The organism is Phenylobacterium sp. (assembly GCF_004799395.1).
Lineage (GTDB): Bacteria > Pseudomonadota > Alphaproteobacteria > Caulobacterales > Caulobacteraceae > Phenylobacterium.
Genome location: NZ_SSMZ01000243.1, coordinates 1 through 15,786 on the forward strand (window position 1 = coordinate 1; position 15,786 = coordinate 15,786).

Below are 15,786 nucleotides of genomic sequence, written 5' to 3' on the forward strand. Positions count from 1 at the left end.
GCAACGCGTCAGCGGCGTAGACCTGCACGGCCTCCGATCCGGTGACGGTCTGGATCCAGTCGGGTGGGATGTCGCTTCGCTTGGCGCAGAGCGTGGCCCTGGCCTTGAGCGGGCCACTGAGCTTCTCCAGCACGGCCGCGCCGGCGCCCATGTCCTTCTGATAGGCCGCCAGGACCTTCGTGTGCTCAGCTGGCGAAAGCTTGGACCAGATACAGGCGCCCAGCGGCCCGGCGTGGGCCGCGCCGCCGAGCGCGAGCGCCGCCATCAGGCCGACGAAGAGCGCCCGGGCGGCGCGCGGCAAAAGCATCGCCGATGTGATGGCCGACAACAGCATGGTCAGCAAGGCGGGACGAGCGGGTCTTTGGGTCTTGGCTTGCTGTCCGGGACACGGCAAAGCATCGCTCGATGCTCATCGTCCTTTCTCCGGCCAAGTCCCTCAATTTCACGGCCCCGCCGATCCGCGCGCCGATGAGCGCGCCGCAGATGGCCGAGCACACCGCCGAGCTGGCGGCCGTCGCCAAAAAGCTGAGGGTGATCGACCTGAAGCGGATGATGGATCTCTCCGACCCGCTGGCGAAGCTGAACCGCGAACGGTTCCAGGCCTTCCAGCCGGACAGCGAGGAGGGCCTGCAGGCGGCCTTCGCCTTCAACGGCGACGTCTATCTGGGCCTCAAGGCGCGTGAGTTGGACAAACGCGCGCTGGGCTGGGCGCAGGATCACCTGAGGATCCTGTCCGGCCTCTACGGCGTGCTGCGCCCGCTCGACGCCATCCAGCCCTACCGGCTGGAGATGGGCGTGCGGATCAAGACCAGGCGCGGCCAGAGCCTCTACGATTTCTGGGGGCCACGGGTGTCGGAGGCGCTCGACGCGACGCTGGCCGGCCACAAGCGCAAGGTGGTCATCAACTGCGCCAGCCAGGAATATTTCGGCGCCGTCGACCGGGCCACGCTCAAGGCTGGCGTGGTCGCGTGCCGGTTCCTGGAAGAGAAGGACGGCGAGGCGCGGATCATGTCGTTCTTCGCCAAGCGGGCGCGCGGCGCCCTGGCGCGCTTCGCCATCGACAACCGGATCGACAGGCCGGAGGATCTGAAGGCCTTCGACGTCGACGGCTACCGCTTCGTCCCCTCGCTTTCGAGCGACGAGGAGTTCACCTTCGCCCGGCCGCAACCGCCGCCGGTGGCGCAGGTGCGCGCGGCCGCGAAGGCCGCAGCCCAATTGTGAGCTACAACAACGGAAAAGGGAGGCATCGGTCATGGCGTTCAAGCCCTTCGACCTGACGGGGAAGGTGGCGCTGGTCACCGGCGGCAACGGCGGCATCGGCCTTGGCATGGCCGAAGGCCTGGCCGCCGCCGGCGCCAAGGTCGCCATCTGGGGTCAGAACCCGGACAAGAACGCGAAAGCCGAGGCGGCGCTCAAGGCCTATGGCGGCGAGGTGCTGGTGCAGAAGGTCGACGTGGCCGACGAGGCCGCGGTCGTGGCCGGCCTCGCCGAGGTGATCAAGACGCTCGGCCGGCTCGACTTCTGCGCGGCCAACGCCGGCATCGGCGGCGGTGCGCCCTTCGACGAAATGACCACGGAGAAGTGGCGCCGGGTGACCACCGTGAACCTGGACGCTGTGTTCTGGACCTTCCGTGAGGCGGTCCGCCACATGGTCGAGCGCGCGAAGGACGGCGATCCCGGCGGCTCTTTGGTGGTGACCTCCTCCACCTCGGCCATCCATGGCGCGCCGCGCAACGAGGCCTACGCCTCCACCAAGGCCGGCGTACTGGCCATGGTCCGCGGCCTAGCGGTCGAGTACGCGCGCCATGGCGTGCGGGCCAACTCCATCCTGCCCGGCTGGATCGCCACCGACATGACCGCCGGGGCCCAGGGCAACGACAAGTTCAACGACCAGGTGATCCGCCGCGTACCCTTCCGCCGCTGGGGCGAGGGCGACGATTTCTCCGGCATCGCGGTCTACCTGGCCTCCGACGCCTCGCGCTTCCACACCGGCGACAGCTTCGTGATCGACGGCGGCTACACGATCTTCTGAGGAGGGACGCCATGACCCTGCACACCAAGCTCTGCGATCTGCTGGGCGTCGAACGCCCGATCATGCTGGCCGGCATGGGCGGGGTTTCCTACGCGGAGCTCGTCGCGGCGGTCTCCAACGCTGGCGGCTATGGCGTCCTGGGCATGGCCGGCCGCTCGCCCGATTTCATCCGCGACGAGATGCGCAAGGTGAAATCGCTGACCGACAAGCCGTTCGGCGTCGACCTCCTGGCCGCCAGCCCCGACAGCCTGACCGCCAGCGTCGAGATCATCATCCAGGAGGGCGCCTCGTCCTTCGTGGCGGGCCTGGGCGTGCCCATGCCGATCATGGAGAAGCTGAAGACCGCCGGCCTGAAGGTTATGGTGGTCTGCGGGGCGGTGAAGCACGCGGTAAAGGCCGAACAGGCCGGCTGCGACGCGGTGATCTGCCAGGGCGGCGAGGGCGGCGGACACACCGGCCTGGTCGGCACCATGCCGCTGGTGGCTCAGGCCGTGGAGGCGGTGAAGATCCCGGTGGTGGCCGCCGGAGGGCTCTATGACGGGCGCGGGCTGGCCGCCGCACTCAGCCTGGGCGCGGTCGGCGTCTGGATGGGCACCCGCTTCATTGCGTCCGAAGAAGCCCACGCCGGGCAGATGTACCGCGAGGTGATCGTCGAGGCCTCCGACGAGGATACGATTCGCACCCGCAGCTATTCCGGCAAACCCATGCGGGTGAAGAAGAACCCCTACGTCGAGGAATGGGAGAGCCGCGCCGCCGACATCCAGCCCTTCCCGCAGCAGGCCATCCTGTCGAGCCGCGCCGGCGTCATGGGCGGCATCGGCGGCCAGATCGATGGCCTGGACATCGACCGCTCCGCCTTCGCCATGGGCCAGTCGGCCGGCGGCGTCCGCGACGTCCTGCCCGCCGGCGAGATCGTGGCGCGGATCATGGCCGAGGCCGAGGGCGCGATCGATCGGGTGGCGAGGCTGAGGGCGAAAGTGCGAGCTTAGGGCGAATCGCGGGCAGCAATGGCGGGGGGGAACGGCGGCCAAAGAGCCGATGGTGGAGGGGGCGAGCCCCAGTTGCTGAGCGTCGATAAAGTCAGCTGTCCGCCGAGCCTGACGTTAGCCCCTCCACCGCTCGCTCTTCGGCCGTTGGTCCCCCTCCCGCCGCTGCGCGGGGGAGGTGGGCCTAGGGCGCGTTCGCCAGGTAGTCGTTCGGGTCCTTCAGGAAGTTGCGGAATTCGGCGACGCAGCCGGTCCAGGCGGCCACCTGGACCTTCATCCGGTCGCGGCTGTCGTCTTCGAACAGCAGGGTCGAATAGACCACGTGCGGCTTGGACGCCTTGTCCTCATAGCTCCGGCACATGGCCGACGTCTGGTTGAAGGCGTTGAGCTGGGCGAAGGTCGGGCCCGGCTGGTCGGTCATGTTGTCGAACAGCACCACCTTGCAGGCCCGCCCCTGGGCGTTGCAGCCGGCGTACTGGGCGGAGAAGTCGGCAGCGGTCGAGGTGACGGTGACCAGCACCGCATCGTCCTCCCGATGCACCAGCGAGGCCTTGGCGCCGGCGGTCGCCAGCAGGGCGACGAGGCTCGCCGGATCGCGGGCGTCGAAGGGTGCGTCGGGCTTGACCGCCGCGGCGGGCTTGGCCGGCGCCGGCGCGCCAGCGGCGGCAGCCGCGGCCGCCGGCGCGGGTTTTTTCGCTGCGCCCGTGGCCAGGATCGCGCAGGCGAGGATGGCGGTGGTCTTCCAGAACATGGCCGCGTCGCTAGCAGACCTGGCGGCCGGGCGCGAGTGTGGCCTTGCCGGCGCGCGGCGGGTTTCCATGGCGTTGGACCGGGCCGGTGACTAAGCTCGCGCAAACGGTTGGGGGAGGCTCATGGTCATCACGATTGTCGCCGCGATCTTCGCGGTTCTGGCTCTGCTGGTGGCGCTGGGGGCGATCAAGATCGTTCCGCAGGGACGCGAGATGACCGTCGAGCGGTTCGGCCGCTACACCCGCACTCTGAAGCCGGGCATCAGCTTCCTCACCCCCTTCGTCGAGGGCATCGGGCGGCGCATCAACATGATGGAGCAGGTGCTGCAGGTGCCGCAGCAGGAGGTGATCACCAAGGACAATGTCACCGTCCAGGTGGACGCCATCGTCTTCATCCAGGTGATGGACGCTGCGGCCGCCGCCTACCGGGTCACCAACCTCGACTTCGCCATCACCCAGCTGACCATGACCAACCTGCGCACCGTGGTCGGCAACATGGAGCTGGATGAGGTGCTGTCGCAGCGCGACCACATCAACTCGCGGCTGCTGGAGGTGATCGACGCGGCGACCAACCCCTGGGGCGTCAAGGTGGCGCGCATCGAGATCAAGGACCTGCAGCCGCCGCCGGACATCACCAACGCCATGGCCCGCCAGATGAAAGCCGAGCGCGAGCGCCGGGCGGTGATCACCGAGGCCGACGGCGAGAAGCAGGCGGCGATCACCGTGGCCGAGGGCCAGAAACAGTCGGCGATCCTGCAGGCCGAGGGCCGCAAGGAGGCCGCGTTCCGCGACGCCGAAGCCCGCGAGCGGTCTGCCGGCGCCGAGGCCAAGGCGACGGAGCTGGTCTCCACCGCCATCGCCAAGGGCGACGTCAACGCCATCAACTACTTCATCGCCCAGAAGTACGTGGAAGCCTTCGGCAAGCTGGCCGACAGCCCGCAGCAACGCACCGTGATCGTGCCCGCCGACATGGCCTCGCTGGTGGGCTCCATCGCCGGCATCGGCGAACTCGTACGGAGCGCCCAGGCCGAGCAACCGCCGGTCCCGCCGCGCGCCAATCCCGCGGCGCGGCCGGCGACCCGCGGCGGCACGGCGGTCCCGCCGGCGGGGAGCTGAACCATGCCCGACCCGATGAGCCTCTATCTGGCCCACCCCTTCTGGAGCTGGGCGGCGGTCGCGGCCCTGTTCCTGGTGGTCGAAGTGATGACCGGCTCCGGCTGGCTGCTCTGGCCTGCCGGCGTGGCCGCGCTTGTGGCCTTTCTGGCGACCTTCGCCGGCTTGAGCCCTTCCGATGCTGTGCTGGTTTTCGCGTTGCTGACGATCGCCTCGATCCTGCTGGCTCGGCGCTACCTGCCCAAGTCGCTGTTCCGTCAGCCCGGGGGCGACATCAATGACAGCGTCGGCCGCCTCATCGGCCACCAGGGACGCGCGGTCGCCGCCTTCGTGGGTCGCTCGGGCCGGGTGTTCGTCGACGGAAAGGAATGGGCGGCCGAGCTCGAGGACGGCGAGACCTTGGCGGCGGGCGCCCGTGTCGAGGTCGTGGGCGTGGCCGGCGCCCAGCTAAGGGTCCGCGGCGCCTGAAGATTCGCCGCGCAATGCCCAACGGTGTTCGCTAAGCCCTTGGAAGCGCGCTGAAGTTTCTCAGGTCGACGCCCTCGTCTTGACCCCTATGGGGTTCATGGCGCTTATGTGCGCCGAACGGGCCCCACGCCCGGAACAAACGTCCAGGAGATACTGAAGTCATGAGGCCAATCGGATTGGGGCTCCTCGTCGCCCTTATCGTCGCCGTGGTGGCGCCGGCCGCCGCGATGGCGGCCCCCGCCGTCAAGGCGCCCACCGTCGACGCCGCCTCGCGCAAGCAGGGCATGGCCGACGCGCCGGCGATCATGCAGGCCGCGGGCGTCGAATGCCCGGTCTCCGACGCCCGCCTGGCGGGCAAGGGCGCCAAGGATCCCAAGACCGGGGTCACCCCCAGCGTCTATGAAGTGGCCTGTGGCCCGGGCTCCATCGGCTTCCTGGTGCAGACCAACGGCACCGCGGCGCCGACCATGTACAGCTGCCTGGTGGCCAACTATCCGGCCGACCTGACCAAGCCCGGCAACCCCTGTATCCTGCCGGCCAACCTCGACGTGATGCCGGCCGTCGCCACGCTGGTCGCCAAGGCCAAGGTGCCCTGTGCGCCGGAGAATATCCGCGGCGTCGGTCAGACCGCCAACAACACCATCTTCGAGGTGCTGTGCCCCGGTGGCTCCGGCTACATGGTGACCGCCAGCGCCCCGCTGCTGGTCTCCAAGGAAGCCACGGCTCTGAATTGCCTCGCCTACGACGCGGCCAACGCCAACGTGAAATGCATGATGGGCTCGCCCGCGGGACGTCTGACCATCGCCGACAAGTTCGCCGCCAGCGCCAACGTCGGCTGCACCGTGAAGGACCGCCGGTTCATCGGCCTGCTGACCGACGGCACCGAGGGCTATGAGTTCTCCTGCGCCGACGGCAAGGGCTGGATCGTCAAGGCCAGCATGACCGGCCAGGTCGCCCAGAGCCTCGACTGCGCCAAGGTGCCGCCCGGCACCTGCACGCTCACCGACACCCGCGCGGCCACCGCCGAGCAGGCCGGCCTCTACACCAAGCTGGCGAAGGCCGCGGGCTCCGACTGCGCGGTGACCCGCTACGCCATCTTCCCGACCCAGGGCGACAAGGAAGTCGTCGAAATGGTCTGCGGCGACGGGAACGGCGCGATCGGCATTTTCCCGGCCAGCGGCAAGGGCGTGGTCTATGACTGCGGCCACGCGCTGCTGGCGGGCTTCCGCTGCTCGCTGGGCAAGGTCGACTACTCGGGCCTTACCGCCGACCTGAAGAAGTTCGACAAGAAGGACTGCACGGTCTCCAGCGTCGGCCAGCCGCTGAAGGCGGCGACCGGCAGCATGCGCCTGGAAGTCGCCTGCGCCGACGGCCTGCCGGGCTACATGGTGGAATACACCGACCCGGGCACGCCGAAGGAAGCCGTCGCCTGCTCCTTCGCCGGCAACTGCGTGCTGCCGACCAACAAGAAGAAGGGCTGACGTCCAGCTCTATCGGCCGAGAACACGGCCCGCGGTTTACGCCGCGGGCCTTTTTCCTTTCCAGCGTTGCGGGAAGGGAAATCAAATAGCCGCTTCGATGAACATCGGGCCGCGCTGGGCCATGGCGCCGGCGAAGGCCGTTTCGAACGCCTCAGCGGTTTCGCAGCGCACAGCCGGCAGGCCCAGGCCCTTGGCCAGGGCGACGAAGTCGATCTTCGGATCGCCCAGCTCCAGCAGCTTGCGCGCCGAAGGTCCGGCCTCACCTGCGCCGGTGCGCAGCATCTCGATGTTCAGGATGCGGTAGGTGTAATTGGCGAACACCACCACGGTGATGTCGAGGTTCTCCCGCGCCATCGTCCACAGCGCCTGGATCGTGTACATCGCCGCGCCGTCGCCGTTCAGCGACAGGACCTTCGCATCCGGCGCGGCGACCGCGGCGCCGATGGCCAGCGGCAGGCCGGCGCCGATCGCGCCGCCGGTGAGCGCCAGCACCTCGTGCGGCCGGGCTGTGGCGGCGGCGGCGGCGACGCCGGCGCCGGAGGTGACGCTGTCGTCGCAGACGATGGCGCCCTCAGGCATATGGCGGGCGATGGAAGCGCCGACCGCATAGGCCGTGAGCTTCCCCGTCGGCGCGGCGTCCGGCAGCGCCAGCGGCTGGACGGCCCCCTCCTTCGGCGCGTCGAGCGCATCGGCCAGGGCGGTGAGGCCGGCGACAGCGTCCTCGCTGCGCTCCGCCAGGGTCAAAGTCTTGCAGCCTTCGGGAACCAGCACGCTGGGCCGGTCCGGATAGGCGAAGAAGGCCACCGGCATGGCGGTTCCGGCGTAGACCATCAGGTCGACGCCCTCGAGCTCGGCCAGGGCCATCTCGCCGAAATACTGCATGCGTTTGGGCGCGAAGGCGCCGGCGCCGCGGGGGGTGCGCGCGATGAAGGTGTCTGAGTAGACCGTGACGCCCGTGGCCTGCAGGCGCGCCGCGGCGCTGAGGCCGGCCGCGAGGCAGGCCTGGCCGCCGATCAGCACGACGGGATTCTTGGCGGCCTTGAGTGCGCGGGCGGCCGCCTCGATCGCCGAGGCGGCCGGCGCCGGTCGCATCGGCCTCTGGGCGATCACCGGCTCGCCCGGGGCCGGGAGCCAGGCGCTGTCGGCCGGCAGGATCAGGCTCACCGGGCCGCCGGGCGGCCCGAAGCTGGCGGCCACCGCCTCGGCTGCCAGGCTGGCGACCGTGTCCGGACTGTCGGCCGACTTGGCCCACAGCGAGTTGGGCTTCACCAGGGTGGCGATGTCGGAGTTCAGCGGCGCGTCGTACTGGCGGTGATAGGTGGCGTGGTCGCCGATCACGTTAACGATCGGCGTGAAGGCGCGCCGCGCATTGTGCAGATTGGCGACTCCGTTGCCGTAGCCGGGACCCAGATGCAGCAGGGTGCAGGCGGGCTTGCCGGCCATGCGGCCGTAGCCGTCGGCGGCGCCGGTCGCCACGCCCTCGAACTGGCAGAGTACTGGGCGCATGGCCGGGGCGCCATCCAGCGCGGCCACGAACTGCATCTCGCTGGTGCCGGGGTTGGCGAAACAGGCGGTCACATCGTTGGCGATCAGGGTCGCGAGCAGGGCGTCGGCGCCGTTCATCAGAACACCATCACATCGGGGGTTGCAGGGACGGCGAACAGCCGCTGGATCGCATCGGCCCGGCGTTGGCGGGCCAGCGCCTGGGCGATGTAGCCCTTGTCGGTGATCTCGCCGGAGACCGGGTCCGGCGCGTCCGGAAGGACCAGGGCGCGGGCGACCCGGCCGCCGGAGCCGCGGGCCTTGGCGTTGAAGGTTTCCAGCCCCGCGCGGACCGCGGCGGCGACCGCGTCAGGCGTCAGCCGCGGATTGGGATAGAGCAGCAGGCCCACGGCCTCGCGGCCCTCGCCGCAGACCACAGCGTCGGTGACCGCCCCGCCGATAGCGCCAACCGCGCCGATCCGGAGGTCGCCGACGCCGACGAAAGTGCCGCTGGCTAGCTTGAAATTCTCCGACAGCCGTCCGTCGAAGACCATGCCCCGGGTCGGGTCGTCAGGGTCGACCAGCCGCGCGGCGTCGCCAAGGATGTAGAAGCCTTCGTCGTCGAAGGCCTCGGTCGAGCGCTCCGGCAGGCCCAGATAGCCGGCGGTGATCTGCGGCCCTTTCACCCGGAAGTCGAGCTTGCCGGCCATCGGGACCAGACGCACCGAGGTCCCTGGAACCGGCAGGCCGATCAGGCCCATGACGTCGTTGGGCCAGTGGACGTTGCACGCCGTGGGCCCGGTCTCGGTGGCGCCATAGCCCGAGGCGAAGCTGATCTTCTCGCCGACAGTGCGCGCCGCCACGGCCTGGATGCGGTCGGCGGTCGCCTGGCCCAGCGCCGCGCCGCCGTACTGCAGCACCCGAACGCGCTCGAAGAACCGCCGCGCCAGCGCCTCGTCCTTCTCCAGTTCGTCGACGAACAGCATCCAGCCGGCCGGCACCATGTTCTGGTAGGTCGGTGACAGCTCGCGCAGGTTCCTGACGGTCTCGCCGAACCGTGCGGCGGTCGGCTGGCCGTGGTCGATGTGGAGCGTGCCCCCGCGATAGGCCGACATGTGCAGGATCGAATTGGCGCCCAGGCTGTGGCTCCAGGGCGCCGAATTGACCATCACCGGCGGGTCGGGATCGTTGAAGCAGGCAGCGATCTGGGCGGAATTCAGCGTCACGTTGGCGTGGCTGCAGATCACCGCCTTCGGGTGGCCGGTGGAGCCCGACGTCAGCAGGTATTTGGCGGTGTCGCCGGCCTGCGCGGTCGCCACGGCGGCCGGACTGCGCGCCAGGTCGGCGAAGGCGGCGTCCCCGGGCCGGGCGTGTTTCGAGGCGATTGTGGGCAAGCCGGCCAGGAACGGCGCGCCGAGGCCCTCGGCGAACAGGGCCGCATCGTCGGTGTAGACCGCGCAGGGCTGCAGCACCTCGCAGGCGCGCGCCAGGCGCTCGGGATTGGCGCCCTTCAGCCCATATTGCGGCGAGACCGGCGCGACCGGCACGCCCTGGCTCATGGCGGCGTAGGCGATCAGGGCGTGGTCGATCCCGTTGTGCGCCAGGATCAGCAGCGGGCCGGGGCCTTGGACGCCCAGGGACCTGAGACCCCCGGCCAGCGCCATCACCTGCTCGTGCGCCTCGGCGAAGGTGACGGTGCGCCAGCCTTTGCCCGACCGTTCCGCCAGCCACACCCGCTGGGGCGCGGCCTTGGCCCAATGAGCGAGGGGCGCGGTCATGGTCAGGAAACGGGTCGAATAGGGCGTGGGATTGATCAGCACCATCTCGCCGCCGCCGCGGTGCTCGATCTCCAGCCGCCTCGGCGCATAGCGCGGGTCGCGGAAGGGCGCGGTCAGGGTCTGGTGGTCGGCGTCCATGCCAGAGCCTTATTCCAAGCCCTGCGATGGATGGGAAGCGCCCCATCTACATTGATCATTGTGCGAGGGCCGCCAGGCGGCGCTCCAGGAACAGACGCTCGGCGGGGGCCGGATGCAGCGCCAGCGCCGCGCGAAGGGCCTCGGCCGCCTCGGCTCCGCGGCTGGCCTTGGCGAAGAGGCCGGCGCGGGCGGCCTGGTAGGGCAGCCAGGCGGCCAGGCGTTCGGGTCCTTCGATGGCGCTAAGCGCCGCCAGGCCTGCGTCGGGTCCCTGGGCCTCGGCCAGGGCCACCGCGCGGTTGACCGCGGCGATCGGGGAGGGACGCACGGCCAACAGCGCATCGTAGAGCGCCACCACATGGGTCCAGGCGGTGAAGCCGGTCTCCAGGCGGGTGGCGTGGACGCCGTGGATCGCCGCCATCAGCTGATAGGGGCCGCTGCGGCCGAGTTCGGCGGCGCGACGCAGAAGCGCCATGGCCTCGCCGATCAGCCGGCGGTCCCACAGACCCATGTCCTGTTCCGACAGAGGCATCATGGCGCCGGTCTCGTCCAGGCGCGCGGGGCGGCGCGCCTCGGTCAGGCGGATCAGGGCGGCCAGCCCCAGCACCTCCGGCTCAGCGGGCGCGAGCTCCACAAGGAGGCCCGAAAGCCGGAGGGTCTCGGCGGCCAGGTCCGCAGCGTCGCCGGCGCCGGCGGCGTCCTCGTAAGCCTGGGCGTAGGCGATCTCGAGAGTGGCGAGCACCGCGTCCAGCCGCTCCGGCCAGGCGTCGGGGCCCGGGATCTCGAAGCGGATGCCGGCGTCGCGTATCTTGCGCTTGGCCCGCGTCAGCCGCTGCAGCATGGCGACTTCGCTGGTCAGCCAGGCGCGGGCGATCCGCTCCACCGACAGGCCGTACAGCGTGCGCAGGGTGAGCGCGATCCGCGCCTCGGGCGCCAGGGCCGGGTGGCAGCAGACGAAGATCAGCCGCAGCCGCTCGTCCGGGATCGGCTCGAAGGCCGCCATCAGGATCGTCTCTGGATCAGGTTCCGGCTCCGGTGCGTCGTGGACGGCATCAGCGCGTACCGTGGCCCGGCGGCCGAGGTCGAAGGCCCGCCGTCGCCCCACGGCATAGAGCCAGGCGGCCGGGTCGCGCGGCGGGCCGTCGCGCGACCAGGTCTCTACGGCCCGAAGGCTGGCGAAGGCGAAGGCCTCCTCAGCCATGTCCAGGTCGCGGAAGCGCATGGCGAGCGCCGCGCGGATGCGGTCGCCCGCCTCGCGCACGGTTTCGGCCAGGATGCGCTCCGCCTGCACGGCTCAGCCTAGCCGAGCGGCCAGATCGGCCGGACCTCGATGGCGTAGTTCGGCCCGCCGGGGATCTTCTTGCCCCAGGCGACGGCGGCGTCGAGGTCGGGCGCTTCGACCAGATAATAGCCGCCCAGCTGTTCGCGGGTCTCGGCGTAGGGGCCGTCATGCAGGCTCTGGACACCGCCCGTCGTGCGAATTGTGGTGGCCGTGTCGGAGGGCCGCAGGCGGTTGCCACCGACCATGGCGCCGCTCTCCTGCAACTCGGCGCCCAGGCGCATATGGGCGGCGGTTATCTCCTGCATCACCGCCTGGTCCTGCAGGCCTTCATCGCTGTAGATGATAAGCAGAAATTGCATCGTCTCGTCCTTCCCGGTTGCGGCCAGCTTTGGCCGACGCGAATGGCCGCGTCACGGGAGAGACGTGCGGCCTCGTCTGGATTCGACAGGTATCTTGGGTTTCACGTTCGGCGGCGAATAGCTCTCGATCAGCTTGCGCAGGTCGGCGATGGCGTAGGCGGCGGGCGAGCGGCGCTGACGCCAGACCAGGAGGTAGGTCGCGCCCAGGGTGGCGACCATGAACGTGACAGGCCCGAACAGCCAGGCCGCCGCAGCCAGCGCGAAGTAGTAGCCGCGCACGCCTGAATTCACCGAATGCAGCGCCGGGTTCAGCAGCCGTCCGGCCACGTCGCCGAAGGCGTGATGCGAATTGTCGTCGGCCCGTTCGGGCGTCGCCCCGATAGCCGCCAGCACATAGTTCAACTGGCGGATTCCCCAGATGAAATCCAGCAGGCCGCGGGCGAGTGTGACCACCACGAGGGCCAGCTGCATCTCAAACAGCACCCGAGACGAGGTCTTGATCACCACCAGGCTGGAGACATTGCGGAAGCTTGCCTGGCCGCCGAATAGCACGCCGGCTGTGGCGGCGATCAGGATCAGGTTCGAGGAGGCGAAAAAGGACGAGGAGCTCAGGGTCTGGGCGAGCAGCTGGCCGTCCATGAACCGGTTGTCGCGCCTGGCCATGTTGTGCATCCAGGCGCTGCGCACCACCATCAGGTCTGTGTTGATCACCGCCCCACCGCGGCGGCCCAGCAGGGTGAGCAGCGGCTGGTAGCCCAACCAGCAGACGGCGAACAGGCTGAACGCGGCGATGTTCAGCGGGCTTAGGTAGAAGGGGCTAAGGTCAATCATCGGCGAGCTGGCTGGTGACGTTGGTGTTGCGAAGGCGCGCGGCGGCTATGGCGCCGCCCATCATGACCAACGCGACGTAGATGTAGAAGCCGCTCTCGATCCTGGCTTGTTTCAGCCACTCGGCCACATATTCCGCCGTGCCGCCGAACAGGGCGTTGGCCAGCGCATAGGGCAGGGAGACCCCGAGCGCGCGGATATAGGCCGGGAACAGCTCGGCCTTCACCACCGCGTTCACCGCCGAATAGCCGGAGTGGCAGAGGATCAGGATCATGATCAGGCCAAAGGCCGCGAACGCCGAGGTGGAATGCGAGATGGCGGTCATTACCGGATAGGTGGCGAGCGCGCCCAGGCCCAGGCCGACGGCGATGGTGGTGCGGCGCCCGACGAAGTCCGACAGCCAGCCGACCAGCGGCTGGATCGGCATGTAGCACAGGAGCACCGCGGCCATGATCGCCGTACCGGTGTCCTTGGAGAACCCCGCGGTGTTGACCAGGAACTTCTGCATGTAGGTCGTATAGGCATAGAAGGCCAAGGAGCCGGACGCGGTCAGCACCAGCACGATCGCGAACTCCCGAGGATGCCGGCGCAGCAGGGTCAGGGTGCGCCCGCGCTCGGACCTGGAGGCGGTCTCGCTCAGATAGGCGCGGGTCTCGTCGAGGCCGGTGCGGATCCAGAAGACGACGATGGCCAGCACGCCGCCGATCGCGAACGGGATGCGCCAGCCCCAGGCCGCCAGGTCGGCCTTCGACAGCAGGTGCTGCAGGATGACCAGCACGAACAGCGCCGCCACCTGGCCGCCGATCAGGCTCAGGTACTGGAACGACGACCAGAAACCGCGATGCTTGCGGCCGGCCATCTCCGACATGTAGGTGGCGCTGGCCCCGTATTCGCCGCCCAGCGACAGGCCCTGGACCAGCCGTGCGGCCAGGAGGCCGAACTGTGCCAGGACCCCGATCGTCGCATAGGTCGGCAAGACCGCGATGGCGAAGGAGCCCAGGCTCATCAGCGCCACCGAGAGCGTGAGCGCCGCGCGCCGTCCCGCCCGATCGGCGAACACCCCCATCAGCCAGGCGCCGGCGGGCCTGGCGATGAAGCCGGCCGCGAAGATCGCCGCGGTCTGCAACTGCTGGGCGGTGGCGTCGCCCTTCGGGAAGAAATGCGCCGCGAAATAGAGGCTGGTCGAGGAATAGGCGAACCAGTCGTACCATTCGACCAGATTGCCGGCCGAGCCGCCGAGGATCGCCTTGATCCGCTTGAGCGGTGCCATCCGCTCCGTGGCTTCCGCCGTCGCTACGCCCTCAGCCATCCATCCCCCCGATTGTTCGGGAGGATGCTAGGCGAGTTTGATCGCTACGTCAGGGGCGGCGGACGCTAGATGCGTCCGAGCAGCACCAGGACGATGATGATGACCAGGATCAGTCCGAGACCGCCGCTGGGGTAATAGCCCCAGCTGCGCGAATGGCCCCAGGTCGGCAGCGCGCCGACCAGAAGCAGGATCAGGATGATGATCAGGATAAGGCCCACGCGTCTCTCCTCCGTGTGATGTCCGAGGCCAGCCCAACGGGCGGCTACGGTGGAGGTTCCGGCGGTCAGCCCCTAGTCGGCGAGGTTCGCGGTGTGCAGGTGAGCGTCGGTGTCCTTGACGCCGAGCGAGTACATCAGCCCGATCCAGCCGCCCTTGACCCGGGGCAGAACGGCCAGCGTCAGGCCTGCGAGGGCCGTCAGGATGATCGGCAGGGAGTAGAGTGGGTTCGACTTCCAGACCACCGAGAAGAACAGCATCGGCGCCACCACCAGGTGGCCGATCAAGAGGATGGTGACATAGGCCGGGCCGTCGTCGGCGGGATAGCGCGCGAGGTCGGTGTCACAGATCTCGCAGCGGCCGTTGACCTTCAGGTATTTCCAGAAGAGCGCGCCCTTGCCGCAGGCCGGGCAATGGCCGGAAAGGCCCCGGAAGACGGAGCGACGCAGCGGATAGACGATCTCAGCCATGCCGCGGGATATGGGCCCAATATGCCCACAAGGAAAGGCGCGCGGGCGATCCGCCGCACCGGCGGACGGCGCTATTTTGTCGCCCCGTCCGTGAGTTTTAGGCCGTGAAGCGGTGGCTAGCGCTTGACGTCGTCGGCGGTCTTGGTGACCGCCTGGCCGGCGGCTGAGACGTCCTTGCCGACGCCGGCGACGGTGTTGCAGCTGGCCACCAGCAGGGCGGACGCCGCAGCGCAGAGCACAATCAGTTTACGCATCGGAATCCCCCTTCGACTGGGCAGGCATTTCGCCGTTGGCGGGCATCCAGTCAAGCTCCGGTCCCGCCCAGCGGCCGTCCAAGGCTTGGCCGGCCCATCAATTTTGCATCGACGGGGCGAACTTCGGGCAACCGTCGGTGGTTGGTGGGGTGGAACGGGGCAGGCGTCCCCGGTCCGGAACCCGAAAATCGGCAGGACGCGATCGCTGTGAGGCAAAGCTCCGCCCGTACCCCGATCGAAACCCTGCTCATGATAAGGAGAGAGGCGGATGCCCCCTGATAGTGGTCATTTCGATGCGCCGGCGGATGCGGCCCTCGCGCCATTCCGCTGCTACGCCGCGTTCCTCGCGTCGGCGCAGGAGGGCGCCCTGGCCTTCAGCCGGGCCGCCACGGAGATGACGGCCAGCGCGATGAACCTGTGCGCCGGGCAGGCCCAGGTCCGCCTGGATTGGGCGTTGGCCGCGGGACAGGCGCTGGGCGACCTGTCGAACCCCATCATGGCCGCCCTCGCGGCCGCCGAAAGCCGTCTTGAGTCGGGAAGCCACACACCGGAGGTTGCGATGAGAGTGAGTGAGTGCATGACCCGCGAGGTCCAGATCGTCGACCCCAACGAAACCATTGGCGGCGCGGCGAAGGCCATGGCGAAGCTGGACGCCGGAGCCCTGCCGGTGGGCGAGAACGATCGACTGATCGGCATGATCACCGACCGCGACATCGCCATCCGCGCGGTTGCCGCGGGCATGGGGCCGAACGCCAAGGTCGGCGACGTGATGAACTCCGAGGTGAAGTACTGCTTTGACGACCAGGAGATCGACGAGGTCCTGCGCAACATGGGCGAACTGCAG

Annotated in this window: 18 protein-coding genes; 7 read left to right on the plus strand and 11 right to left on the minus strand. The window is 69.3% G+C overall.

All coding sequences use genetic code 11. The features are described 5' to 3' along the window. Nucleotides 1–328: hypothetical protein (locus E8A12_RS15375; protein ID WP_293370348.1), on the minus strand; the 328-nt coding region annotated here is incomplete at its 3' end. Nucleotides 329–405: 77 nt separating this feature from the next. On the opposite strand from E8A12_RS15375, the gene yaaA reads away from it, so the two are divergent. Genes yaaA through E8A12_RS15390 form a run of 3 tightly spaced genes read left to right on the plus strand, consistent with a single transcriptional unit; the run spans nt 406 to nt 3,021 of the window. Further along, entirely contained in the window at nt 406–1,221 is an 816-nt protein-coding gene (gene yaaA / locus E8A12_RS15380) for a peroxide stress protein YaaA (RefSeq protein WP_293370350.1), read from the plus strand. Nucleotides 1,222–1,252: 31 nt separating this feature from the next. Continuing rightward, complete coding sequence (locus E8A12_RS15385; protein WP_293370352.1) at nt 1,253–2,032, plus strand: SDR family oxidoreductase; 780 nt, start codon at nt 1,253–1,255, stop codon at nt 2,030–2,032. Nucleotides 2,033–2,043: 11 nt separating this feature from the next. Further along, nucleotides 2,044–3,021: a nitronate monooxygenase family protein gene (locus tag E8A12_RS15390; protein ID WP_293370354.1), complete on the plus strand. Its 978-nt coding sequence runs from the start codon at nt 2,044–2,046 to the stop codon at nt 3,019–3,021. Nucleotides 3,022–3,202: 181 nt separating this feature from the next. On the opposite strand, the gene E8A12_RS15395 is transcribed toward E8A12_RS15390, so the two are convergent. After that, on the minus strand, nt 3,203–3,769 hold the full coding sequence (locus E8A12_RS15395) for a YbjN domain-containing protein (protein WP_293370356.1): 567 nt from the start codon (nt 3,767–3,769) through the stop codon (nt 3,203–3,205). Between the two features lie 121 nt (nt 3,770–3,890). On the opposite strand from E8A12_RS15395, the gene E8A12_RS15400 reads away from it, so the two are divergent. The 3 genes from E8A12_RS15400 to E8A12_RS15410 all read left to right on the plus strand — a co-directional run bounded on the left by E8A12_RS15400 (nt 3,891) and on the right by E8A12_RS15410 (nt 6,829). Then, nucleotides 3,891–4,883, plus strand: a complete 993-nt coding sequence (locus tag E8A12_RS15400; protein WP_293370358.1) for an SPFH domain-containing protein — start codon at nt 3,891–3,893, stop codon at nt 4,881–4,883. 3 nt (nt 4,884–4,886) lie between these two features. Then, complete coding sequence (locus E8A12_RS15405; protein ID WP_293370360.1) at nt 4,887–5,348, plus strand: NfeD family protein; 462 nt, start codon at nt 4,887–4,889, stop codon at nt 5,346–5,348. Between the two features lie 161 nt (nt 5,349–5,509). Next, nucleotides 5,510–6,829, plus strand: coding sequence for a hypothetical protein (locus E8A12_RS15410; RefSeq protein ID WP_293370362.1), 1,320 nt, complete (start codon nt 5,510–5,512; stop codon nt 6,827–6,829). Nucleotides 6,830–6,910: 81 nt separating this feature from the next. On the opposite strand, the gene E8A12_RS15415 is transcribed toward E8A12_RS15410, so the two are convergent. The 9 genes from E8A12_RS15415 to E8A12_RS15455 all read right to left on the minus strand — a co-directional run bounded on the left by E8A12_RS15415 (nt 6,911) and on the right by E8A12_RS15455 (nt 14,942). After that, nucleotides 6,911–8,452 (minus strand): acetolactate synthase large subunit, encoded by a 1,542-nt coding sequence (locus E8A12_RS15415; protein WP_293370364.1) that lies wholly within the window; start codon nt 8,450–8,452, stop codon nt 6,911–6,913. Then, nucleotides 8,452–10,227, minus strand: a complete 1,776-nt coding sequence (locus tag E8A12_RS15420) for a feruloyl-CoA synthase (RefSeq protein ID WP_293370366.1) — start codon at nt 10,225–10,227, stop codon at nt 8,452–8,454. Before E8A12_RS15420 ends, E8A12_RS15415 begins: the two co-directional genes overlap by 1 nt. 55 nt (nt 10,228–10,282) lie before the next feature. Further along, on the minus strand, nt 10,283–11,515 hold the full coding sequence (locus E8A12_RS15425) for a DUF6596 domain-containing protein (RefSeq protein WP_293370368.1): 1,233 nt from the start codon (nt 11,513–11,515) through the stop codon (nt 10,283–10,285). Nucleotides 11,516–11,523: 8 nt separating this feature from the next. Then, complete coding sequence (locus tag E8A12_RS15430; protein WP_293370370.1) at nt 11,524–11,865, minus strand: YciI family protein; 342 nt, start codon at nt 11,863–11,865, stop codon at nt 11,524–11,526. Between the two features lie 51 nt (nt 11,866–11,916). After that, nucleotides 11,917–12,696 carry a DUF599 family protein gene (locus tag E8A12_RS15435; protein ID WP_293370372.1) on the minus strand — a complete coding sequence of 260 codons (780 nt, stop codon included), beginning with the start codon at nt 12,694–12,696 and terminating at the stop codon, nt 11,917–11,919. Then, the gene (locus E8A12_RS15440; RefSeq protein ID WP_293370374.1) at nt 12,689–14,002 is read right to left on the minus strand and encodes an MFS transporter; all 1,314 of its coding nucleotides are present in this window, start codon (nt 14,000–14,002) and stop codon (nt 12,689–12,691) included. Before E8A12_RS15440 ends, E8A12_RS15435 begins: the two co-directional genes overlap by 8 nt. Before the next feature lie 65 nt (nt 14,003–14,067). Then, nucleotides 14,068–14,220, minus strand: coding sequence for a DUF3309 family protein (locus tag E8A12_RS15445; RefSeq protein WP_293370376.1), 153 nt, complete (start codon nt 14,218–14,220; stop codon nt 14,068–14,070). A gap of 72 nt (nt 14,221–14,292) precedes the next feature. Then, nucleotides 14,293–14,688: a DUF983 domain-containing protein gene (locus E8A12_RS15450; protein ID WP_293370378.1), complete on the minus strand. Its 396-nt coding sequence runs from the start codon at nt 14,686–14,688 to the stop codon at nt 14,293–14,295. Between the two features lie 116 nt (nt 14,689–14,804). Next, entirely contained in the window at nt 14,805–14,942 is a 138-nt protein-coding gene (locus tag E8A12_RS15455; RefSeq protein ID WP_293370380.1) for an entericidin A/B family lipoprotein, read from the minus strand. Between the two features lie 268 nt (nt 14,943–15,210). Between E8A12_RS15455 and E8A12_RS15460 the strand changes: the two genes are divergently transcribed. Continuing rightward, a partial coding sequence (locus E8A12_RS15460) for a CBS domain-containing protein (RefSeq protein WP_293370382.1) occupies nt 15,211–15,786 on the plus strand: 576 nt, incomplete at its 3' end.